Origin of the sequence: Brevundimonas sp. UBA7838 (assembly GCF_002500885.1) — a bacterium.
In the GTDB taxonomy this organism is placed as follows: Bacteria; Pseudomonadota; Alphaproteobacteria; order Caulobacterales; family Caulobacteraceae; genus Brevundimonas; species Brevundimonas vesicularis_C.
The window spans coordinates 1-21268 of sequence record NZ_DLTK01000045.1 but is presented as its reverse complement, the minus strand read 5'-3'; the positions used below and the strand labels follow the sequence as shown (position 1 = coordinate 21268).

The window sequence follows — 21268 nt, the reverse complement described above, 5'->3', positions numbered from 1 at the left end:
GCGCGCTTCGGCGCCGCCCCGGGCGAATGGCATTCCGGCGTCGCCCCGCCGCGCCGCCGTCAGGTGTGGGAGGCGGTCGTCGCCGGGCGCTGCAACATCGTGGTCGGCGCGCGCTCGGCCCTGTTTCTGCCGTTCGTGAACCTGCGCCTGATCGTGGTGGACGAGGAGCACGACGGCTCGTTCAAACAGGAGGAAGGCCTGGTCTATCACGGCCGCGACCTGGCGGTGGCGCGGGCGCGGATCGAGGGGGCGGCGGTGGTCCTGGCCTCGGCGACGCCGTCTCTGGAGACGCTGTGGAATGCCCAGAGCGGGCGTTACGACTGGCTGAAGCTGGGCGCGCGGCACGGGACGGCGGTCCTGCCGGACATCGCCCTGCTGGACCTGCGTCAGACTACACCCGATCCGCAGACCTGGCTGTCGCAGCCGCTGCGCCTAGCTATTGGCGAAACCTTGCTGCGGGGTGAGCAGACCCTGCTGTTCCTGAACCGGCGCGGCTATGCGCCCGTGGTCCTGTGCCGCGCCTGCGGCCATCGGCTGACGGCGCCGGACACCGACAGCTGGCTGGTCGAGCATCGCTACACCGGGCGGCTGGTCTGTCACCTGACCGGCTTCTCCATGGCGCGGCCCAAACTGTGTCCCTCGTGCGGGGCCGAGGATTCGCTGGTCTCGGTCGGGCCAGGGGTTGAGCGGGTCGAGGAAGAGGTGCGCCAGCTGTTTCCTGAGGCGCGCACGGCGGTATTCAGTTCCGACACGGCACCGGACGCCCGGTCGGCCCGCGCCTTGATCCAGAAGATGACGGACGGGGAGATCGACATTCTGGTGGCGACGCAGGCCGCGGCCAAGGGCCACAACTTCCCGCGCCTGACGCTGGTGGGCGTAGTGGATGCGGACCTCGGCCTGCGCGGCGGCGATTTGCGCGCGGCCGAGCGGACCTATCAGCTTTTGGCCCAGGCGACCGGGCGAGCGGGGCGTGCGGATCGACCGGGGCGGGCGCTGCTTCAGACCTGGACGCCCGAGCACCCGGTGCTGATGGCGCTGGCGGCCGGTGATCGCGACGCCTTCGTCGAGGCGGAAATGGCCGAGCGCGAAGCCGCGTCCCTGCCGCCCTATGGCAGGCTGGCGGCGATCATCCTGTCCAGTGAGAATGCGGCCGCCGTCGAGAAGACGGCGAACGACCTGGCCCAGGCCATTCCCAACGCCGAGCGGCTGGAGGTCTATGGCCCCGCTGATGCGCCGCTCGCCCTGGTGCGGGGACGCCGGCGCAAACGGCTGCTGGTGCGAGCCGATCGGGACGTGAACCTCCAGGCCTTCCTGCGGGCCTGGCTGCAGCGGGTGAAGGTGCCGGGCTCCGTCCGCCTGACGGTGGACGTGGACCCCTATTCGTTCCTCTAGAGGCGGAAGTCAGACCGCCATGACGGTGCCGAGCAGCAGGCGGGCGCCGGCGCGGCCCAAGGTGGCGTTGGTCGCCGCCTGAAGCTGGGCCGACAGCTGGTCGATGTCGGGCACCACGCCGGGACGCAGGCCGTTGGCGAAGCGCTGGGCGGCGGTGTTGTAGGCGGCGCGCAGGCGAGGCGCGGACTGTTGGGCGCGCGTGCGCAGGGCCGCATCGGGCACATCGACGCCGGTTTCGATGGTCAGCACGCCCCGACGTCCGTTCGCCTGAAGGATCGAGGCGGTGATGACTGGCAGCCGGATATAGGTGTCGGCCGACGGCGCCGCGCCGCCGCTCGAAGCGCGGGCGGAGGTTGAGGCGGCGGCCGTTGCGACGACGGCGAGACCGAGAAGAGCGCGGCGTTCCATGGCGAGGTCTCTACCGGCCAGGACTTAAGAAACTGCTGAGCGCGGATCGCATAAGGATATCTTTATGTGTTTGTTGATACTCGACGCGCGCCGGGCTATGAGGGCCCAAACTCATTGCGGCCGGGAGCCCAAGCCATGACCGACTACATCGTTCGCGACATCACCCTGGCCGATTGGGGCAACAAGGAAATCGAGATCGCTGAAACCGAAATGCCGGGCCTGATGTCCCTGCGTGACGAGTTCGGCGCCAGCCAGCCGCTGAAGGGCGCCCGCATCGCCGGCAGCCTGCACATGACGATCCAGACGGCGGTCCTGATCCAGACGCTGGAAGCCCTGGGCGCCGAAGTGCGCTGGGCCTCGTGCAACATCTTCTCGACCCAGGACCACGCCGCCGCCGCCATCGCCGCCAACGGCACCCCGGTGTTCGCCACCAAGGGCGAGACGCTGGAAGAATACTGGGACTACGCGCACAAGATCTTCGAATGGGCCGACGGCGGCTATCCGAACCTGATCCTGGACGACGGCGGCGACGCGACCCTGCTGTGCGTGCTGGGCCCCAAGGCCGAGAAGGACATCTCGGTCCTGGCCAATCCCCAGAACGAAGAAGAAGAGGCCCTCTTCAAGGTCATGAAGCGCTATCTGGCTGAGAAGCCCGGCTTCTATTCGGCCATCCGCGACGCCATCGGCGGCGTGTCGGAAGAGACGACCACGGGCGTGCACCGCCTGTATCAGATGGCCGAAAAGGGCGAGCTGCCCTTCCCCGCCATCAACGTCAACGACAGCGTCACCAAGTCCAAGTTCGACAACCTGTACGGCTGCCGGGAATCGCTGGTCGACGCGATCCGTCGTGGCACCGACGTCATGCTGTCGGGCAAGGTCGCGGTGGTCTGCGGCTACGGCGACGTGGGCAAGGGCTCGGCCGCCTCGCTGCGCCAAGGCGGCGCCCGCGTGATCGTGACCGAGATCGACCCGATCTGCGCCCTGCAGGCCGCGATGGAAGGCTATGAGGTCCAGACGCTGGACGACACCGCCGGCCGCGCCGACATCTATGTGACGACGACCGGCAACAAGGACGTCATCACCGTCGACCACATGCGGCAGATGAAGAACAACGCCATCGTCTGCAACATCGGCCACTTCGACTCGGAGATTCAGGTTGCCGGCCTGAAGAACTTCAAGTGGGACGAGATCAAGCCGCAGGTCCACCACGTCGAGTTCCCGGACGGCAAGAAGATCATCCTGCTGTCGGAAGGCCGCCTGGTGAACCTGGGCAACGCCACGGGCCACCCCAGCTTCGTGATGTCGGCGTCCTTCACCAACCAGACGCTGGCCCAGATCGAACTGTGGACCAACGCCGACAAGTACGAGAACAAGGTCTACACCCTGCCCAAGCACCTGGACGAGAAGGTCGCCATGCTGCACCTGGCCAAGCTGGGCGCCAAGCTGACCGTCCTGACCAAGGACCAGGCCGATTACATCAACGTGCCGGTCGAAGGCCCGTTCAAGGCGGATCACTACCGTTACTAAGCTCTCCCCGAGGCTGGAACCGCGAGGTTCCAAGTGACGAGGGCGTCTTCGGACGCCCTCGTCGACGTCCTTGTGGTCGGGGCCGGCGCGGCCGGGATGATGGCCGCCATCGAGGCCGGGCGACGCGGGCGGCGGGTCAGGGTCGTGGACCATGCCGACCGGCCCGGCGAGAAGATCCGCATCTCGGGCGGCGGGCGCTGCAACTTCACCAATCTGGGCTGCGGGCCGGCGAACTTCCTGGGCGAGAACCCCCGGTTCGCGACCTCGGCCCTGCGCCGCTACACCCAGCACGACTTCGTCAAGCGCATCGATAGGGCCGGGATCGCCTGGCACGAGAAGACCCAAAACGGGCGCTCTCTGGGCCAGCTGTTCTGCGACGACAGCGCCAAGCAGATCGTCCGTATGCTGACCGACGACATGGCGGCGGGGGGCGTGACCCTGAGCCTGAAGACCGGCGTGACGCGGATCGAGCGATCCGGCGAGGGCTTCACGGCGATCCTGTCGGATGGATCGCAGGTCACGGCGGCGTCGCTGGTCGTGGCGACGGGCGGCAAGTCGATCCCCAAGATGGGGGCGACCGGCTGGGCCTATGAGGTCGCGCGCCAGTTCGACATTCGCGTCACCGAGACCCGACCGGCCCTGGTGCCGCTGACCTTCGAGGCCGGGCTGCTTGAGACGCTGACGCCGCTGGCGGGCGTGGCGGTCGACGCCTCGGTCGCCTCGGCGCCCGAAGGGGCCAACGCGCGCAAGGCCAGCTTCAACGAGGCGATGCTGTTCACGCATCGCGGTCTGTCGGGTCCGGCCATTCTTCAGATCAGCTCCTACTGGCGCGAGGGCGAGGCGGTGGTGGCCTCGATGGCGCCCGGCCGCGACGTGTTCGAGGAGTTGAAGGCGGCCAAGGCGTCGAACGGCAAACAGGCGGTGCACACCGCGCTGGGCCATATCGTGCCGCGCCGTCTGGCCGAGAGCCTGTGCCAGCGCGAAGGGGCGTCGGGCAATCTGGCGGACCTGTCGGACAAGGTGCTGCGGCGGCTGGATCAGGCGGTCAACGCCTGGGCGGTCAAGCCCGTGGGGTCCGAAGGTTACAGGACCGCCGAGGTGACGCTGGGCGGGGTCGATACGGCCGCGCTGGACCAGCAGACGATGCAGACCAAGGCGGTTCCGGGCCTATATTTCATTGGCGAGGCGGTGGACGTGACCGGCTGGCTGGGCGGCTATAATTTCCAGTGGGCCTGGTCGTCGGGCTGGGCCGCTGGGCAGGTCTGCTAGAGTTTTTGAGGTGCAATCTGTGCACTTTAGCCGGCGGGTCCGCCGACAAAAACACCGTCTAATTCGTCTAATCTGTCTATTTCGGTGCGCGTTCTGGCGGCGCGCGAAGATGTCAAAGACCGGGCGCCATTCTAACCCGGTCCAGGGCCATGAGAGGCGAAGGGTCGCTGGTCGGTCGTAAGCCGTGGTAAAATCTCGCAATCGTCGTCGCTAATAGGATGGCGGGGACGGCCGAAGCCCCCTGCGGCCCCGCGACGCATGGCGGCGGGCTGCGACGGCGCCTAGCTTGAAGAGGCGGAACGGGCCCCTCTGGCGTTCTCGCGGTCTGGCGTCCCCCTTCCTTGCGCCGGATCGTGCGACGCGATGTCGGACCGCAAGGGCGTGTCGATGCGGCGAAGCTTTCCCCTCCTGGCCTGTCGCATCGACCGCCCATTCTTTTTCGATCGGAGCCCGACATGCCCCTTCTGATGTGCCCCAACGACAACGCCGCCATGCAGACGCTGGAGCGCAACGGCGTCCAGTTTGACATGTGCCCCGACTGCCGGGGCGTCTGGCTGGATCGCGGCGAGCTGGAAAAGCTGATGGCCGCCGCCGTCGAGGAGGGTCGCGCCACAGCCCCGGTCGCGCCCCCGCCGCAGGCCTATGCGCCGTCGCCGCAGCCTCAGCCCTATGCCCAGCCCCCAGCCCAACCCTGGGGCGGCGGGGCGTCACAGCCGTATCGCGGCGACGATCGAGGCTACCGGGGCGACAAATATCGCGACGACCGGCATCGCGACGACGACTATCGCTACAAGAAAAAGAAGCGCGACAGCATCTTCGACATCTTCGACTGAGGTCGGCTAGGCCGCCAGACCCGCTTGCTGCATCAGGCCTCTCAACGCCGCGACGTTTTGCGGCGCGGCGGTCAGGGCGGTGCGGACGTCGGGCGAGCGCAGCAGCTTGATGGCCTCGGCCCGCGCGCGGTCGGCCACGGGGCCCAGCGGGCCGGCTTCACCGGTGGCCAGTTTCAGCAGGGCCGTCAGCTTTTGAGGCGCAGCCGCCTGGGCGCGGACGATCTGGGCGACCAGATGGGCGTCGGCCTCCAGATTGGCCCCGACCGCGCCGATGGCTTCCATGATCTGGGTCTGGTCGTGATCGGCCAGATGCGCGGCCTGAACCGAGCGTTGAAGCCGCGCCAGGGTCGCGAGTTTGTGCGAGGCGCTGGGGCCGCCCGGAACGGACTGGCGGATCTCGGTTTCGAAACGCAGCGAGCCGATACAGGCGCTGAGCCACCGCGCGGCGGCGCGTTTGTTCGCCCCGCCGGTCACGTTCTCGCACAGGCGGGTCAGCTGCTCGGCCTCGGCCAAGACCGTCGGGCAGGGGTTAACGTAGGCGCCGACGAAATCGGCCGTGACCAGGCTCTTGGAGCGTTCGACGAAGGCGGTCTGGACCTCTTCCAGCGTCAGCAGACGACCGGCCGAGGCGGTCAGGGCCATGGCCAGCAGACGCAGGATGTCGATCTCTCCGACCGGATCATGGGGCCGAAGGCGGCGCTGGCTGGTCAGTTCGCGGGTGACAAGGCGAGCCAAGGACGCGGCCAGAAGCGGAAACTCACCCGAGGCCAGATGCAGACCTAGGCGCGCGGCCGGTCCCTCGACCTGGGGCATCATCAGGGCGAGGCGCGGGTCCATCCGCAACAGGGCGTCCATCTCGTCCGGCGCGACCATGCGCACGATGGCCGCCAGATTGGCGCCCTGGTCCAAGGACGGGCCCAAGATCTCGGTCAGGTTGGTCCGCACGGCCAGCATTTCGGCGACAATCTGCTCGACCACCACGACGACCAGGGCGCGCGGGGGGCCGTCGGCGGGCGCGGCGTCCATCAAATCCATCAGCACGGTCAGGCGATCACGGGCGCCGCGCCGATCCTTCAGCGCGCCGGCGACGACGCCGCCCATGCGCAGCGCCCGATCCGGCGCGCCGGTCAGCCGATGCGCCAGATCGGCGATGGAGCGGTCGTCCAGAGCGGGGAACAGGCCGTCGCGTCCGGCCTTGCGCAGGCGGGCCATCGCCTGTTCGGTCAGCTTTTGATAGTGGCGCACGACCCCGTGCACCTCCTGGCCCGTGGCCTGGCTTTCGGGGACCGCGACCTTCTGGATGGCGTGCTGAAGCTCGACCCCGGCCGCCTCGAGCCGTTCGGCCACATCGGGCCGATGCAGCAGTTCGAAGGCGGTCACGCCCTCGCGTTTCAGCCAGTCCTCCAGCACCCGGCCGATCAGGGCGCGGGCATGGGGCGAGTAGAGTTCGGCCGGACTGCTGCAGGCCGGCGGGACCGCCTTTTCGGCGACCTTCTTCTTTCGCTCCTCCGGCGCGCCAAGCGTCAGGATGGTCAGGGAGCTGAACTCCATCGTCTCGGGGTCCAGCGTCTCCTTGGTCACGCGCGAGGCGATGGCGAGACGATCCCGAAGCTGTTCCTCGGCGGTCTCGATGGCGTGTTTGCGGTCTTCGGTCGCGATCAGCAGCGTCCACGACGACGGGGCGCTCTTGCGGACATAGACTTCGTAATGGATCGGACCCGCCATGGGCCGATCCTGCATCCCAAGCCTTTAAGGCGAGGTTTTCGAAGCCGGAATGTTTCTGCGCACGCCGGAGCGACGGTGCGAGCGCGTTGAATCGAGGCGGCGCCGTGACCATCTGACTGTCACCAAACCGCTTTCGGGTTGCAGGCGATTTTCATTCGGCCCGAAACGCTCTAGCCCTAATGTGACCGAGATCGAACGGTTACGCTTGCTGTGCGTTCTTGCTCGCGGGAACGTAAAGTTCAGGAGAAGACACCCTTGGCCAATATCACTCTGGTCGATGACGACGAGAACATCGTGGCGTCCGTTTCGCTGGCGCTGGAAAGCCATGGCCACAAGATCACCGCCTATCACGACGGGGCCTCGGGTCTGGCCGCGCTGGAATCCTCGCCGCCCGATCTGGCGATCCTGGACGTGAAGATGCCGCGCATGGACGGGATGGAGGTGCTGCGTCGCCTGCGCCAGACCTCGCAGATCCCGGTGATCATGCTGACGTCCAAGGACGAGGAGATCGACGAGATCCTGGGCTTCAACCTGGGCGCCGACGACTATATCCACAAACCCTTCAGCCAGCGTCTGCTGATCGAGCGGGTCAAGGCGCTGCTGCGCCGCACGGGCGCCGACGGCGGCGAACCGGAATCGGCCGCCGAAGTCTCGGGCCGGGCGATCAAGCGCGGCAAGCTGTCGATGGACCCGGCGCGCCACGAGTCGACCTGGGACGGCAAGCCCGTCAAGCTGACGGTGACCGAGTTCCTGCTGCTGCAGGCCCTGGCGCAGCGTCCCGGCTTCGTGAAGAGCCGCGACAATCTGATGGACGCCGCCTACGACGATCAGGTCTATGTCGACGACCGCACCATCGACAGCCACGTGAAGCGAATGCGCAAGAAGTTCCGCGCCGTGGACAATGAGTTCGACGCGATCGAGACCCTGTATGGCGTCGGCTACCGCTACCGCGAGAGCTGAACCGGGCGGGCGCGAGCCCGACGAGGAGCCCCAGCGCCGGCCGTTGTTCCGCTTCGGCGGATCGCGGCTGGGCGGCTTCATCCTGGTGCTCAATCTGCTCAGCCTGCTGATCCTGTTCGGCGGGGCGCTGGCGATCAATGAATGGCGTCCGGGCCTGATCGAGGCGCGTCAGGAATCGCTGACGGTCCAAGCCGAACTGCTGGCCAATGTGTTGCGCGAAGAAGGCGTGACGCGAGGCGAACCGACGCCTGAACTGGACCCCATCCGCGCGTCGATCTGGCTGACCGACCGATTCATCCCGGCGGGCCAGCGGGTGCGACTGTATGATGTGAACGGCCTGTTGCTGGTCGACAGCTATCAGGTGACCGAGGCCATCGGGGGGCGGCCCCTGCCCGACGCGCAACCGGCGGGGACGGCGACCGAGGACGCCGCCAAGGCCAATCTGCTGTCCGAACGCCGGGTCGCCCGCGCCGACAGCGAACTGGCGGCGGAGGTGGCGGCGGCGCTGGACGGCTCGCCCCAATCGACCCTGCGTCGCAACGAATCCGGCGACCGTGTCGTCTCCGTCTCCATTCCCGTGCGCCATGTGCGTCAGGTGCTGGGCGTGCTGACCGTCGAATCCGGGGACGTGGACGAAATCCTGGGCGCTCAGCGGCAGGCGCTGTTCCCGTTCGCCCTGGTGGCGCTGGGGGTCAATCTCCTGGGATCGCTGCTGCTGCATCTGTTCGTGGCGCGGCCGATCATGCGGCTGTCGGCGGCGGCGGATCAGGTGAAGCTGCAACGCGCGCGGGCCATCTCCTTGCCGGACCTTGAGGATCGCAAGGACGAGATCGGCGATCTGGCGCGGTCCTTGGAGTCCATGACCGACACCCTGTCGACGCGGATGGACGCCATCGAACGGTTCGCGGCCGATGTGTCCCACGAGATCAAGAACCCCCTGACCTCGATCCGTTCGGCGCTGGAAACCCTGCCGCTGGTCAAGACCGATGCGCACCGTGAGAAGCTGACAGCGCTGTTGCAGCAGGACGTGCGTCGGCTGGACCGGCTGATCACCGACATCTCCAACGCCTCGCGGCTGGATGCGGAGCTGTCGCGCGATCGGCCGCGGCCGGTCGATCTGAACCGGCTGCTGGTCGATATCGTCGGCGTCTATGAGACGACGGCCAAGCCCGGCGATATTCCGGTCGTGCTGACGGCGCCCGAACAGGCCCTGCGCGTCATGGGGCGCGACGGACCGCTGGGACAGGTGTTCCGCAACCTGATCGACAACGCCCGCTCGTTCAGCCCCCCAGGCGGCGTGGTGCGGGTGACGCTGGAGGACATCGGGGACGATCTGCCGATCCGGGTCCGGGTCGAGGACCAGGGGCCGGGCATTCCGGCCGAGAACCTGGAGACGGTGTTCGAGCGGTTCTACACTTCGCGGCCGAAGGGGGCGGTGTTCGGCTCCAACTCGGGCCTGGGCCTGTCCATCGTGCGTCAGATCGTCGAGGCGCATGGCGGTCGTGTCCACGCCGAAAACAAGTCCGAAGGCGGGGCGCGGTTCGAGATCGTCTTCCCGGCGGTCGGCCGCTGGTCGTGACCCCGGGCCAGCCAGTCCACGCCACCACCGTCGCCGTGCGCCGACGTGGGGCCTGGCAGGGGGTGATGATCCTGGGCCCGTCGGGCGCGGGCAAGAGCGATCTGGCGCTGCGGCTGATCGCGCGCGACTGGCGGCTGGTCAGCGACGACTACACCCAGGTCTGGGCCTCAGACGGAGCCGTTCATGCGTCGGCGCCGGCCTCCATCGCGGGTCGGATCGAGGTGCGCGGCCTCGGAATCGTGGCCGCCAGAACACGCCCGGTCTGTCGCGTGGCGCTGGCCGTCGCCTGTGTGGCGGAAGGCGTCGAACGGCTTCCGGAGCCGCAGACACGGGCTTTCGCGGGGGTGGACCTGCCCCTCTTGGCGCTGGACCCCAGACCCGCCTCGGCCGTCGATGTGGTCGCAGCGGCGTTGGAGACGCTTTGAAACCCCGAAAGACGGGTCTATGACACGCCCCTTGCGGTCCATAGAGGGCGGCGTCCGGCCTCCCTTGCCGGGCGGGGGAATGCCTGGGACGGTTCGGGGCGGGATGCGAGTGAAGTCCTCATGATCGGTCTGGTGATCGTCACCCACGGCGGGTTGGCGTCCGAGTTTCTCTCCGCCATGGAGCATGTGGTCGGCCCGCAGCGCGGCGTCGCGGCCATCTGCATCGGGCCTGACGACGACATGGAGCGTCGGCGTCGCGACATCGTCGATGCGGCCGCGGCCGTGGACGACGGCGAAGGGGTCATCCTGCTGACCGACATGTTCGGCGGTACGCCGTCGAACCTGGCCATCTCGGTGATGGAACAGACGCGCGCCGAGGTCATCGCCGGGCTGAACCTGCCCATGCTGATCAAACTGGCCAGCGTGCGCGGGCGCGAGACGCTGGAATCCTGCGTGGCCCATGCGCAGGACGCGGGGCGCAAATACATCTCCGTCGCGTCCTGGGTGCTCGCAGGCGAAAAATGACCGTCACCGCGACCCTGAACATCTGCAATACGCGCGGCCTGCACGCCCGCGCCTCGGCCAAGTTCGTCAAACTGGCCTCGAGCTTCGAAAGCGAGATCCACGTCACCCGCGACGGCGTGACGGTGGACGCCCGCTCGATCATGGGCCTGCTGATGCTGGGCGCCGGCATCGGCTGCAGCATCGACGTCTCCGCCGAAGGCCCTGACGCCGAAGAGGCGATGGAAGCTTTGACCGACCTGGTCGCCCGGAAGTTCGACGAGGATCAGTAGGGCGTCGTCATCCCCGGATCTGGAACCGCTTGGATTTTTGACAGGTCCATTGCTGCGCGGGTGATTTGAAAACGCACCTACGAGACGGCGGGGATACAGATTTCGAAGCGGGATCCCAGGCGAGCGCCGGCCAAGTAACGCGCCGATCCGCCGTGGGCCTCGGCGATTGCGCGGACCGCCGCCAAACCAAGGCCGGTCCCGCCATTCTCGCCTGACCCGTGTTTGAAGGCGGTGAAAACGGATCGCGTCATGGCGTCGGGCAGGCCTGGACCGCTGTCCTCCACGGCGATGACGGCGAAGCGTTCATCGGCCCTCAAGCTGACCGAGACAGGGCCGTGATCGGCGTGGCGGCGCACGTTGTCGAGCAGAGCCAAGACAGCCTGCTGAATGCGGTCGCCGTCGCAAACGACCACAGTAGTCGGCGTCGTCCAGGTGATCGGATAGCCCTCCGCCTCGGCTTCAGCGTCGACCAGGGCGCGGACATCCTCCAATCGCTTACCCAGGTCCTGGGGCGTCAGGCGCAGTTGCAAACGACCGCTATCTGCCAAGCTGACGACACGCAAATCCTCGATGAGGCGGCCCAAGGCGTCGACCGGCTTGAGCAAAGTCAGGATCATCTCGCGGTCCAGCGGCAGGACGCCGTCGGCGGCCGCTTGGAGACGGCCTTTGACGATCGTGACGGGCGTTCGCAGTTCGTGCGCGATCGAGGCGTTCCACGTCGTCATGTCGGCGGCGAGCGTCTCAAGCCGCGCAGCCATCAGGTTGAAGTCGTCCACCAGGTCGGCGGTCTCGGAAAAAGACCGATCGCCAGCCATGGCGCGCGCCGACAGGTCGCCATCGGCGATCGCACGCGCGGCGCCGGACAAGGAGGTGAGAGGCATGACAAGGCGGCGGGCCAACTGCAGGCCGGCTACGGTCGCGCCGATCAGAGCCACGACTGCGGCTGACGCCAGAGCGACATAATCCACCGACTGCGGTCGCCAGGCCTGGGGCGAGGCCACCGCATCGGGATAATTTTCGAAGACCCACCCGTACAGGGCGAATGCGCCGGCGGCGCTAAGTCCAAGCACCCCCAGGATGACCAGAGCCGTGCGCACGGCGATGCGACGGCCAAGCGCGCGGGCGGCCCTCACGTCAGAACCTCGAGGCGATAACCCACGCCACGAACGCCGACGAGGACGCCGTCGGCGCCTGCGTTTCGTAACTTGAGCCGCAGCTTGCTGAGATGGCTGTCCACCGTGCGATCAAGCACCTCATCGCCTTTCAAGCAGGCGTCGGCCAGCTCGGCGCGAGAGAAGACCCGCATCGGATAGCGCGCCATGTGGGCCAGCATGCGGAACTCGGTCAGGGTCAGGGGCAGGCGCTGAGGTTTGTCCAGTCCGCACCACTGGACGATGTGCGCCTCCAGATCGATCTCGAGCGGACCCAGGCGGATCACGCCGCCTTGGCCCGAGCCGCCGCTGCGTCGCAGTATGGCGTGGGCACGCGCCACGACCTCGACCGGATTGAACGGTTTGACGACATAGTCGTCCGCGCCGATGCGCAACGCCTGGAGCTTGTCGATGTCCTGATCCAGAGCAGTGAGCATAATGACGGGCGTCTCGCCCCTACGCCTGAGTTCGCCCAGCACGCTCCAGCCATCGACACGCGGCATGCGCACGTCCAGCAGGACCAGATCGGGGCGAAGTGCGGCGTGCAGGTCCAGAGCGATCTGGCCATCCATGGCGCGGACGGTGCGAAACCCCTCGCGCACGAGATAGGCGTCAAGCACGGCGGCGATCTCGGGTTCGTCTTCGGCGATGATGACCAGGGCGCTCATTGGATCTCCACGACATCGCCCAGCGATGGACGGCGATCCAGACCAGATGGGGTGTCTCCACGATTTCTCCATCAAGTCCACACCCAGGCCCCACGGCACCGTGCGAAGCGGCCCCAAACCGAAACCGCCTCTGAGATCCAATGAAGTTAAGCGCCCACCAGATCTTCGTCGCCGCCATGACCGCCGTAAACGTCGCCGTGCTGGCCGCCTGTGGCGTGTTCATTCTGGCGATGCTGTGAAGCGCAGGGATCGGCATTGGGCGCGGGTTGCGGCGGCCGCGAGCCTGATCGCGCTCATCGCGGGGTGCGCGAAATCGGTCGAACCGCCTGCGCCGCCCCCGCCTCCGCCGCCTTCGATTCGGTTGGACGACAGTGTGGCGCAGATGGCGTCGGTCTATCTGGTCTTCATGCGGGATGTCGCCACATTCGAGGGCGGCTTCGTCGATGCGGAGGCGGTGCAGGCGGCATTGCAGCGCGGAGCGACTTCCAACGCCGAGCAGTTGGCGCGGGGTCTGGTGGCCTATGGAGCGGTGTTGGCGATGCAGTCGCCGGACTTCGTTGCGGGGGTGCGGGCCTATGCCGCCGATCCAGCGCAGCGACGCGAAATTCTGGATCGTCTGACGGCCGACCCCGCCTATGCCGTGACCTTGCCTGGCGCAGACGTGGCGGCCGGGCTGATCGCCGAGGTCATGGAGGAGGGCGCCGCAGCCGTCGAGGCCGCAGCGGATCGGGTGGAGGCGGATGCCTATACGATCCAGTCGCGTAGCGATCCGCGCCGTCGATGGGCGGGCCAACCCATCGCGGACCGACAGGGGCGGCTGGAGCGTGCGAAGGCCGCGTCCGCCGCAATGCAACTGGCGTCGGACGTCGAGAGCGAGACGCTGCTGAAGGTTGCCCACGCCGAACCCTCTCGGATCCCGACGTCGCCTCTGGCGGCTCCCTATAAACCGGCGGTGGCCCGGTCCCTGTCCGTCGCCGCTCGGGCGCTATTGGGCGAAAGCGTGAAAGATGATGGAATCGACGGTGTCCTGCAGGATCCGAACGCCACCTTCTGCCTGCAGATGTCCAAGCTGAACCTGTTCCAGTGTCTGGCCGCCGCCAAGCCCAGCTATGAAGACATGTTCTGCATCGGCCGACATGTCGTCAGGGACATGGCCGACTGCACGCGCACGGCGTTGAATGCCGTAGGATCTTGATGAAAGAGACGTGATCGAGGGCGACCGCCGCCGAGGGGCCGCTACAGCCCCAGCGCCCGTCGGATGTCGCGCCAGTCGATGTATTTGAAGTTCTGCGTGCCGACATCGTTGACGTCGTCCTGGATGACGACGAGGCCTTCGGGGAAGGAGCCGACCTGACCGCTGGCGGCCGCCAAGCCGTCGGTGCCGGTGACGCCATCGACCGCGCCGTCCACGATCTTGAACCGGCCCTTGTACTCCGGCGCCGGGCCGTCGATGCGCCAGACGGGGAAGGTGGAATCGCCTTGGCTGGAGGCGATCAGATAGCGGCCCGAGGGGTCGGTGATCGTGGTCAGGCCCTCGGCGTCGGCGACCAGAATGTCCTTGGCGATGGGCTGGATCAGTGTGCGGGCCGCGCCTGAGGCCGGGTTCAGGCCATAGCGCCACAGGCCGACGTTCTCCTCGTTGATATAGAGGGCGTCGGTCGCTTCGTCGGCGGCGCAGCCTTCGGAGATGGTTCCGATCTCGGCGCTGCGGACCAGACGCGCCGTGGGCTGGTTGGCGGCGTCCACGCCCAGGACGAACTGGCGCAGTTCGCCCTCGTGCCCGACCAGGATGGCGTGGACCTCGGCCCCGCGACGCGCAAAGCAGAAGCCGTAGGGTTCGATCACGTCGGTGGCGACGGCGCCCCAATAGCGCACGCCGTTCTGGCCGGTCCCGGCCGGGTCGAAGGTATAGAGGGAGATGCCGGTCTTGCCCGGCGTGCGGTCGCTGGCGCCCAGCACCACCTGCGGGCGGCCGCCGACCGACAGACCCTCGACCACATCGACGTTGTTCAGCAGGCCCTCGGGCAGGAACTGCAGGATCTGGCCGTCGAAGCCATAGATGTAGAGGCCGGACTTCTTGTCCGTGCCGGCGACGAAGCCGGGCGTTTGTTTGCCCATCACCATGACGGGCGCAGCGCTGGCCCAGACGGCGGGGTCGTCGGCCGCGTCCTGGCCCGCCGTGCCGACCGACGGGGTTTCCAACACGGCCTGGACCGACGCGCCGGGGCCGACGAAGCCCTCGCCCTCGCCCTGGAAATCGACTTCCGTCGTGGCGCAGGCCGCGAGCAGGGCGAAGACGGAAACGGCGGCGGTGAAACGGGCGGCGCGTCGGATCGGCGAAGTCATGGCAGGTTCCCGGGTGTGATTTCGTCACGTGATTTCGTCGGGGCCCAGATCAAGGTCGACCGCCGACAGGTCAACGGACTTATGGTGACGGTTTGAATGCGGTTCGATGACGCATGATCGGTGTCGGGACGGATCGTCGCGCAATTGTCCTGAAACCGCGAAATCGCCGTCGCCGAAACGTCGCTTTCGCGTCGCCAGTCCCCGCTATCGGGCCGCCCATCGGCAGAGGTGAAACGTCGCCCGCCGCTGGGGATCATCGAGATGAAAATCAAACTGCTCATGGGCGCCGCATTGGCCCCGCTCGCCTTCGCCGCTCCGGCATTCGCCGCCGACGAGATCGCGCCGCAGCAGACCGCCCAGACGCCGGTCACGGCGCTGGAAGAAGTCGTCGTCACCGGCGAGCCGGCCATGCGCAACCGCACCGACGACGTGGTGCCGACCCTGTCCTACGACCTGAACTATTTCCAGCGGTTCGAGCCGCTGACCGCCGGCGACGCCCTGAAGCGCGTGCCCTCGGTGACCTTCCTTTCGGACGTGCTGGAATCGGACGGCGTGCGGATGCGCGGTCTGGACTCGGCCTATACGCAGATCCTGATCAACGGCGAGCGGGTTCCCGGCGCCAACCTGGATCGCTCGTTCTTCGTGGACCGCATCCCCGCCGAACTGATCGAGCGGGTCGAAGTCGTCCGCTCTTCGTCGGCCAACCGCTCGGGCGACGCGGTCGCCGGCGCAATCAACATCGTGCTGCGTGACGCCCTGTCGCTGGACGCCGGCTATGTCCGCTTGGGCGCGCTGCACTGGGAAGACAGCGAATACGGTCAGTGGGGCGGAACCTACGGCGCCGTCTGGGGCGGCCAGGTCGGGCCGGGCCGCCTGCTGATCGGCGGCAACATCCAGGATCGCCGCAACCCGAAGCAGAAGTTCTCGGAACGCTATTCGGAGCCGAACGGCGAACTGACCAACACCGAGGCCCAGACCGACACCCGCGACGGCACCGACTATTCGGCCAACCTGTCGTATGAGATGCCGGTCGCCGGCGGCAATCTGGAACTGAGCGGCGTCTTCGTGCGCACCGACCGCGTCCAGGACGAAAGCTCGATCGAATACGACGAGGGCGACGTCAACGACGTGGCCAAGGTCAATGCGAACCCGCTCGACATCCTGACCGACAACTGGGCGGTCAACAGCCGTTACGAGCGCGAGATGCTGGGCGGCGAGACGACCTTCAAGCTCGGCTACGCCAGCATCGACGACGAACAGTTCGAGCAGGAAGAGGAACTGGACGTCGGCGACGAGGTGATCGAGGGCGAACGCACCCGCACCAACGTCAAGGACGAGGAAATCCAGGCCGCCATTGAGCACAAGATCAAGCTGGGCGGCGACATGGAGCTGGAATTCGGCGTCCAGTATTCGAAGAAGAACCGCGACAGCACGGTCTTCTCGGCCGATGCCGAAGTCGAGGACGAGCCGGTCTTCCGCGCCTTGCTCGACAGCGAGTACGGTGATTTCGAAGCCGTCGACGGCGGCATCAACTCGATCGAAGAGACCCGGATCGACCCCTACATCATGCTGTCGGGCGAGAACGGCGCGGCGAAGTGGGAGGCCGGCCTGCGTTACGAGACGACCGACTTCTCGATCACGGACGAGACCGTCGACGCCGCCGACCGCACCAACGACAAGGACTATGGCATCCTGCTGCCGTCCGCGAGCGTGCGCTTCAAACTGTCGGACAGCGACCGGATCACGGCCTCGGTGGCCCGCACCGTGCGCCGGCCGAACTTCGACTTCCTGTCGCCGGCCCTGCTGGAAGGCGAATACGGCGACAACGACTTCATCGGCAATCCCGACCTGGAGCCGGAAACGGCGTGGGGCGCGGACCTGGGCTTCGAGCGTCGTCTGGGCCGCCGCGGCGTGATCGGCGTCAACGCCTTCTATCGCGACATCACCGACCTGATCGAAATCACCAACACGGGTGAAGAGGCCCAGGACGAACCGGACGCCTTCCGCCTTACGGCCGAGAACGTCGGCGACGGCCAGGTCTGGGGCGTCGAGTTCGACCTGTCCACGCCGCTGGACTTCATCGGCATGGAGCACACGGGCGTCTTCGTGAACTATTCGTGGCTGGACAGTTCGGTCGACGACTTCCTGGGCGAGCGCCGCTTCAACTCGCAGTCGGACTATGTCTTCAACGTCGGCTTCACCCAGGACATCCCGACCTGGGGCGCGGCCTTCGGCGCCACCTATCGCAAACAGGGCGACGCCAAGAGCCGGATCGTCGGCGAAGAAGTCGTCACCTCGTACGGCGGCGACCTGGAAATCTTCATCGAGAAGCAGGTCGCCTCGAACGTGGTGATCCGCTTCACCGGTTCGAACCTGCTCGATTCTTCCAAGGACGAGGTGTTCGACAAGTTCAACACCATCGCCGACCAGATCGACCGTGACTACGACGAGTTCGAGATCGAATCCGAGAACGCCGGCCCGGTGTTCCAGCTGGTGGCGCGCATGGCCTTCTGAGGCCCAGCCTTTCCAGACGACGAAGGGGGCCGGGCGGCGACGTCCGGCCCTTTTGCGTGGCGGCGCCCCTCCAAAGGTCGCAATCGCGACCCCATATGCCGGCGGGGCGGTTGACCCCGGCGGGGCGTCTGCCTACAGCCCCGAGAGCCTGTATTCGCGGGGCCTCTCCTCCCGCGTGGAACGATCAGAGGACACCATGGCCGAAGCTTCCTACGACGTCGTCATCATCGGCGGAGGCCCTGGCGGCTATAACGCCGCGATCCGGGCGGGCCAGCTGGGCCTGAAAGTCGCCTGCGTGGAGATGCGTTCGACGCTGGGCGGCACCTGCCTGAACGTCGGCTGCATGCCGTCCAAGGCCCTGCTGCATGCGTCGGAACTGTGGAACGCCGCCAATACCGAATTCGCCAAGATCGGCATCGAGGTCCAGCCCAAGCTGCACCTGGACCAGATGCACAAGGCCAAGGACGACAGCGTCACCGCCCTGACCAAGGGGATCGAGTTCCTGTTCAAGAAGAACAAGGCCGACTGGATCAAGGGCAAGGGCAAGATCGTCGGTAAAGGCAAGGTCGAGGTGACCGCCGCCGACGGCTCGGTCCAGACGCTGGACGCCAAGAACATCGTCATCGCCACCGGCTCCGAGCCGACCCCTCTGCCCGGCGTCGCTTTCGAGGATGGCAAGGTCATCGATTCCACCGGCGCCCTGTCGCTGCCGGCCGTGCCCAAGAAGCTGATCGTCGTCGGCGCCGGCATCATCGGCCTGGAGCTGGGTTCCGTCTGGCGTCGTCTGGGCGCCGAGGTCACCGTGGTCGAGTTCCTGGACCGGATCACGCCCGGCATGGACACCGAGGTCGCCACCGCCTTCCAGCGCACCCTGACCAAACAGGGCATGAGCTTCAAACTGGGCGCCAAAGTCACCGGCGCCAAGCCGGGCAAGGACGGGGTGGAACTGACTGTCGAGCCGTCGGCCGGCGGCGCCGCCGAGACGATCAAGGGCGATGTGGTGCTGGTCGCCATCGGCCGTCGTCCGTACACGGACGGTCTGGGCCTGGAGAGCGTCGGCGTGACGCCGGACAAGCGCGGCTTCATCGACCATGACCACTTCAAGGTGGCGGATGGCGTCTGGGTGATCGGCGACGTGACCCACGGTCCGATGCTGGCGCACAAGGCGGAAGAGGACGCCGTCGCCGTGATCGACACCATCGCCGGCAAATACGGCCACGTCGATTATGCCCTGGTGCCCAGCGTCGTCTACACCTTCCCCGAAGTGGCCTGGGTCGGTCAGACCGAGGACCAGCTGAAGGCGGCCGGGGTTCAGTACAAGAAGGGCAAATTCCCCTTCACCGCCAACAGCCGCGCCAAGATCAATCACGAGACCGACGGCTTCGTGAAGGTTCTGGCCGACGCCGCGACCGACAAGGTGCTGGGCGTCCACATCATGGGCCCGCAGGCCGGCGAAATGATCCACGAGGCGGCCATCACCATGAGCTTCGGCGGCGCGTCGGAAGACATCGCCCGCACCTGCCACGCCCACCCGACCCGTTCGGAAGCCGTCCGTCAGGCGGCCATGGATGTCGAAGGCTGGATGATGCAGGCCTGATCCGAAACGGATCGAGACTTCAAGCAGGGCCCGGACGGCGACGTCCGGGCCTTCGTCAAATCAGGCCAGACCCTTCAGCCGATAAAGCGCCTCCAGCGCCTCGCGCGGGGTCAGGTCGTCGGGGTCGACGTCCCTAAGCGCCAGTTCCACGGGGGAGGGTCCACGCATCGGTTCCGGCTCGGCGACAGCGAACAGAGGCAGGTCGTCCAGGCGGGCGGCGGCGGCCTTTTCGCCTTCCAGCCGGTTCAGCACCGAGCGGGCGCGGGCGACGACGGAGGCGGGCACGCCGGCCAATTTCGCGACTTGGACGCCGTAGGAGCGATCGGCCGCGCCGGGCGCCGCTTCGTGCAGGAAGACCAGTTCGCCGTTCCACTCGCGCGCGACCATGGACAGGTTGCAGACGTGATCCAGCCGCGTCTCCAGCTGGGCCAGCTCGTGATAGTGGGTGGCGAACAGGGTGCGGGCGCGGTTGGTCTCGTGCAGGGCCTCGGCCGTGGCCCAGGCGATGGCCAGGCCGTCATAGGTGGCGGTGCCGCGCCCGATCTCGTCCAGAACGACGAAGCTGTGCGGCGTGGCCTGGGTCAGGATGGCGGCGGTCTCGACCATCTCCATCATGAAGGTGGAGCGGCCGCGCGCCAGGTCGTCGCCGGCGCCGACGCGACTGAACAGCCGATCCACCACGCCCAGCCGCATAGAGCGGGCGGGCACGAAGGCGCCGGCCTGAGCCAGGATCACCAGAAGCGCGTTCTGGCGCAGGAAGGTCGATTTACCGGCCATGTTCGGGCCGGTGACGATGGCCAGGCGCGATCCGTCCTGGCCCGACCCGTCCAGCCGGGCGTTGTTGGGGGTGTAGGGATCGCCGCCCGCCTTGACCGCAACCTCCACGACGGGGTGGCGGCCGGCCTCGACGCAGAAGGTCAGGGTGTCGTCCACGATGGGGCGGGTCGCGCCGACTTCCTGGGCCCATTCGGCGAGGGCGGCGTGGGCGTCCAGTTCGGCGAGCGCCTCGGCGACGGCCTGGAGCGGCTGGGCCAGGCGGGCGGCCTCGCGTCGCCAGCCCTCGAAGGTCTCGGCTTCGATGGCGAGCGCCCGGTGGCCGGCCTGGCTGATCTTGGCGTCCAACTCCGACAGTTCGACGGTGGTGAAGCGGACCTGGTTCGCCAGGGTCTGGCGATGGATGAAGGGGCTGTCGGGACCGGCGCGGAACAGGGGTTCCGCCGCCTTGGCCGAGGTTTCCAGGAAATAGCCGAGGACGGCGTTGTGCTTGATCTTGAACGGCACGCCGGACTCGGCGACGGCGCGGGCCTCCAGATCCGCGACGACGCGACGGCTGTCGTCGCGCAGGGTGCGGGCGGCGTCCAGTTCGGGGCGATAGTCGGGGCGCACATAGCCGCCGTCGCGCGCCAGATGGGACGGCTCGTCCACCAGGCCGTCGATCAGGTCGGCCTTGAGCCGCGAAACGTCGGGCGACAGGGTTAGGCGGTCCAGCGCCGAGGCGATGCGGCGCGGCTGGCCGGTCAGGGGATCGACCTGACCCACGAACAGACCGGCGACGCCCTCGGCGATCGACAGGCCGGTGCGCACGGCGGCCAGGTCGCGCGGGCCGCCCCGACCCAGCGCCAATCGTCCGACGGCGCGGGCGATGTCCGACGAGGCCTTCAGCGCGTCGCGCAGGTCGCGACGCAGGTCGCGGCGCTCCAAGAGCCATTCGACGGCGTCGAGCTGTTCGTTGATGGCCAGGGGATCGCGCAGGGGCCGGGCGATGCGTTCGGCCAGGGCCCGGGCGCCGCCCGAGGTGACGGTGCGGTCGATGCAGGCGAGCAGGCTGCCCTCACGCTCGCCGCGCTGGGTGCGGTCGATCTCAAGGCTGGCGCGGGTCGCAGGGTCGATGGCCAGAAAGCCGCTTTCGCCCAGACGGCGCGGCGGGGCCAGGGCAGGGACCTTGCCGGCCTGGGTCGTCTCCAGATAGGCGGCGATCAGACCCAGCGCCGAGACCTCGGCCTCCTCGAAGGCGCCGAAGCCGTCGAGCGCCGAGACGCCGTACAGCCGCTCGACGCGGGCGCGCGCGGCCTGGGGTTCG

Annotated in this window: 18 protein-coding genes; 12 read left to right on the top strand and 6 right to left on the bottom strand. The window is 67.5% G+C overall.

Annotated features, from left to right (window positions below):
- Nucleotides 1-1392, top strand: a 1392-nt coding sequence (priA, locus tag B3T77_RS03165; RefSeq protein ID WP_292077141.1) for a replication restart helicase PriA, incomplete at its 5' end; no start/stop codon positions are given.
- 9 nt (nt 1393-1401) lie between these two features.
- On the opposite strand, the gene B3T77_RS03160 is transcribed toward priA, so the two are convergent.
- Entirely contained in the window at nt 1402-1800 is a 399-nt protein-coding gene (locus B3T77_RS03160) for a Tat pathway signal protein (protein ID WP_292077139.1), read from the bottom strand.
- Nucleotides 1801-1935: 135 nt separating this feature from the next.
- Between B3T77_RS03160 and ahcY the strand changes: the two genes are divergently transcribed.
- From ahcY to B3T77_RS03145, 3 genes are all read left to right on the top strand, one after another.
- A complete protein-coding gene (gene ahcY / locus B3T77_RS03155; protein WP_017506126.1) occupies nt 1936-3327 on the top strand; it encodes an adenosylhomocysteinase in 1392 nt (463 codons plus the stop codon).
- Between the two features lie 33 nt (nt 3328-3360).
- Complete coding sequence (locus tag B3T77_RS03150; protein ID WP_292077136.1) at nt 3361-4596, top strand: NAD(P)/FAD-dependent oxidoreductase; 1236 nt, start codon at nt 3361-3363, stop codon at nt 4594-4596.
- Nucleotides 4597-5051: 455 nt separating this feature from the next.
- On the top strand, nt 5052-5429 hold the full coding sequence (locus B3T77_RS03145) for a zf-TFIIB domain-containing protein (protein ID WP_292077133.1): 378 nt from the start codon (nt 5052-5054) through the stop codon (nt 5427-5429).
- 6 nt (nt 5430-5435) lie between these two features.
- Here B3T77_RS03145 and B3T77_RS03140 read toward each other — a convergent pair whose 3' ends face one another.
- Entirely contained in the window at nt 5436-7154 is a 1719-nt protein-coding gene (locus tag B3T77_RS03140) for a hypothetical protein (protein WP_292077132.1), read from the bottom strand.
- A gap of 255 nt (nt 7155-7409) precedes the next feature.
- Between B3T77_RS03140 and B3T77_RS03135 the strand changes: the two genes are divergently transcribed.
- The 5 genes from B3T77_RS03135 to B3T77_RS03115 all read left to right on the top strand — a co-directional run bounded on the left by B3T77_RS03135 (nt 7410) and on the right by B3T77_RS03115 (nt 10912).
- Entirely contained in the window at nt 7410-8114 is a 705-nt protein-coding gene (locus tag B3T77_RS03135) for a response regulator transcription factor (protein ID WP_039243953.1), read from the top strand.
- The gene (locus B3T77_RS03130) at nt 8083-9693 is read left to right on the top strand and encodes an ATP-binding protein (RefSeq protein ID WP_292077130.1); all 1611 of its coding nucleotides are present in this window, start codon (nt 8083-8085) and stop codon (nt 9691-9693) included. Before B3T77_RS03135 ends, B3T77_RS03130 begins: the two co-directional genes overlap by 32 nt.
- A complete protein-coding gene (locus tag B3T77_RS03125) occupies nt 9690-10118 on the top strand; it encodes an HPr kinase/phosphorylase (RefSeq protein WP_292077128.1) in 429 nt (142 codons plus the stop codon). Before B3T77_RS03130 ends, B3T77_RS03125 begins: the two co-directional genes overlap by 4 nt.
- Before the next feature lie 120 nt (nt 10119-10238).
- Entirely contained in the window at nt 10239-10643 is a 405-nt protein-coding gene (locus B3T77_RS03120) for a PTS sugar transporter subunit IIA (protein WP_017506133.1), read from the top strand.
- Nucleotides 10640-10912, top strand: coding sequence for an HPr family phosphocarrier protein (locus tag B3T77_RS03115; RefSeq protein ID WP_017506134.1), 273 nt, complete (start codon nt 10640-10642; stop codon nt 10910-10912). Before B3T77_RS03120 ends, B3T77_RS03115 begins: the two co-directional genes overlap by 4 nt.
- A 77-nt stretch (nt 10913-10989) precedes the next feature.
- Here the strand turns inward: B3T77_RS03115 and B3T77_RS03110 are convergent, their stop codons facing one another.
- Nucleotides 10990-12045, bottom strand: a complete 1056-nt coding sequence (locus B3T77_RS03110) for an ATP-binding protein (protein ID WP_292077122.1) — start codon at nt 12043-12045, stop codon at nt 10990-10992.
- The gene (locus B3T77_RS03105; protein ID WP_165115134.1) at nt 12042-12731 is read right to left on the bottom strand and encodes a response regulator; all 690 of its coding nucleotides are present in this window, start codon (nt 12729-12731) and stop codon (nt 12042-12044) included. The genes B3T77_RS03110 and B3T77_RS03105 overlap by 4 nt, the downstream gene beginning before the upstream one ends.
- A 373-nt stretch (nt 12732-13104) precedes the next feature.
- Between B3T77_RS03105 and B3T77_RS03100 the strand changes: the two genes are divergently transcribed.
- Nucleotides 13105-13926, top strand: coding sequence for a hypothetical protein (locus B3T77_RS03100; RefSeq protein WP_292077117.1), 822 nt, complete (start codon nt 13105-13107; stop codon nt 13924-13926).
- 41 nt (nt 13927-13967) lie between these two features.
- On the opposite strand, the gene B3T77_RS03095 is transcribed toward B3T77_RS03100, so the two are convergent.
- Nucleotides 13968-15077: a phytase gene (locus tag B3T77_RS03095; RefSeq protein ID WP_292077115.1), complete on the bottom strand. Its 1110-nt coding sequence runs from the start codon at nt 15075-15077 to the stop codon at nt 13968-13970.
- Nucleotides 15078-15338: 261 nt separating this feature from the next.
- Between B3T77_RS03095 and B3T77_RS03090 the strand changes: the two genes are divergently transcribed.
- Entirely contained in the window at nt 15339-17591 is a 2253-nt protein-coding gene (locus B3T77_RS03090; protein ID WP_292077114.1) for a TonB-dependent receptor plug domain-containing protein, read from the top strand.
- A gap of 196 nt (nt 17592-17787) precedes the next feature.
- The gene (gene lpdA, locus B3T77_RS03085; protein WP_292077110.1) at nt 17788-19188 is read left to right on the top strand and encodes a dihydrolipoyl dehydrogenase; all 1401 of its coding nucleotides are present in this window, start codon (nt 17788-17790) and stop codon (nt 19186-19188) included.
- Nucleotides 19189-19248: 60 nt separating this feature from the next.
- On the opposite strand, the gene mutS is transcribed toward lpdA, so the two are convergent.
- Nucleotides 19249-21268 (bottom strand): DNA mismatch repair protein MutS (mutS, locus tag B3T77_RS03080; protein WP_292077107.1); only part of this gene is annotated, 2020 nt, incomplete at its 5' end.

Excerpts from the sequence above, each read along its gene's own strand:
- B3T77_RS03140 (WP_292077132.1), bottom strand. The coding sequence starts at position 7,154 with ATGGCGGGTCCGATCCATTACGAAGTCTATGTCCGCAAGAGCGCCCCG.
- ahcY (WP_017506126.1), top strand. The coding sequence starts at position 1,936 with ATGACCGACTACATCGTTCGCGACATCACCCTGGCCGATTGGGGCAAC.
- B3T77_RS03115 (WP_017506134.1), top strand. The coding sequence starts at position 10,640 with ATGACCGTCACCGCGACCCTGAACATCTGCAATACGCGCGGCCTGCAC.
- B3T77_RS03160 (WP_292077139.1), bottom strand. The coding sequence starts at position 1,800 with ATGGAACGCCGCGCTCTTCTCGGTCTCGCCGTCGTCGCAACGGCCGCC.
- lpdA (WP_292077110.1), top strand. The coding sequence starts at position 17,788 with ATGGCCGAAGCTTCCTACGACGTCGTCATCATCGGCGGAGGCCCTGGC.
- B3T77_RS03130 (WP_292077130.1), top strand. The coding sequence starts at position 8,083 with ATGGCGTCGGCTACCGCTACCGCGAGAGCTGAACCGGGCGGGCGCGAG.
- B3T77_RS03120 (WP_017506133.1), top strand. The coding sequence starts at position 10,239 with ATGATCGGTCTGGTGATCGTCACCCACGGCGGGTTGGCGTCCGAGTTT.
- B3T77_RS03095 (WP_292077115.1), bottom strand. The coding sequence starts at position 15,077 with ATGACTTCGCCGATCCGACGCGCCGCCCGTTTCACCGCCGCCGTTTCC.
- B3T77_RS03090 (WP_292077114.1), top strand. The coding sequence starts at position 15,339 with ATGAAAATCAAACTGCTCATGGGCGCCGCATTGGCCCCGCTCGCCTTC.
- B3T77_RS03145 (WP_292077133.1), top strand. The coding sequence starts at position 5,052 with ATGCCCCTTCTGATGTGCCCCAACGACAACGCCGCCATGCAGACGCTG.
- B3T77_RS03105 (WP_165115134.1), bottom strand. The coding sequence starts at position 12,731 with ATGAGCGCCCTGGTCATCATCGCCGAAGACGAACCCGAGATCGCCGCC.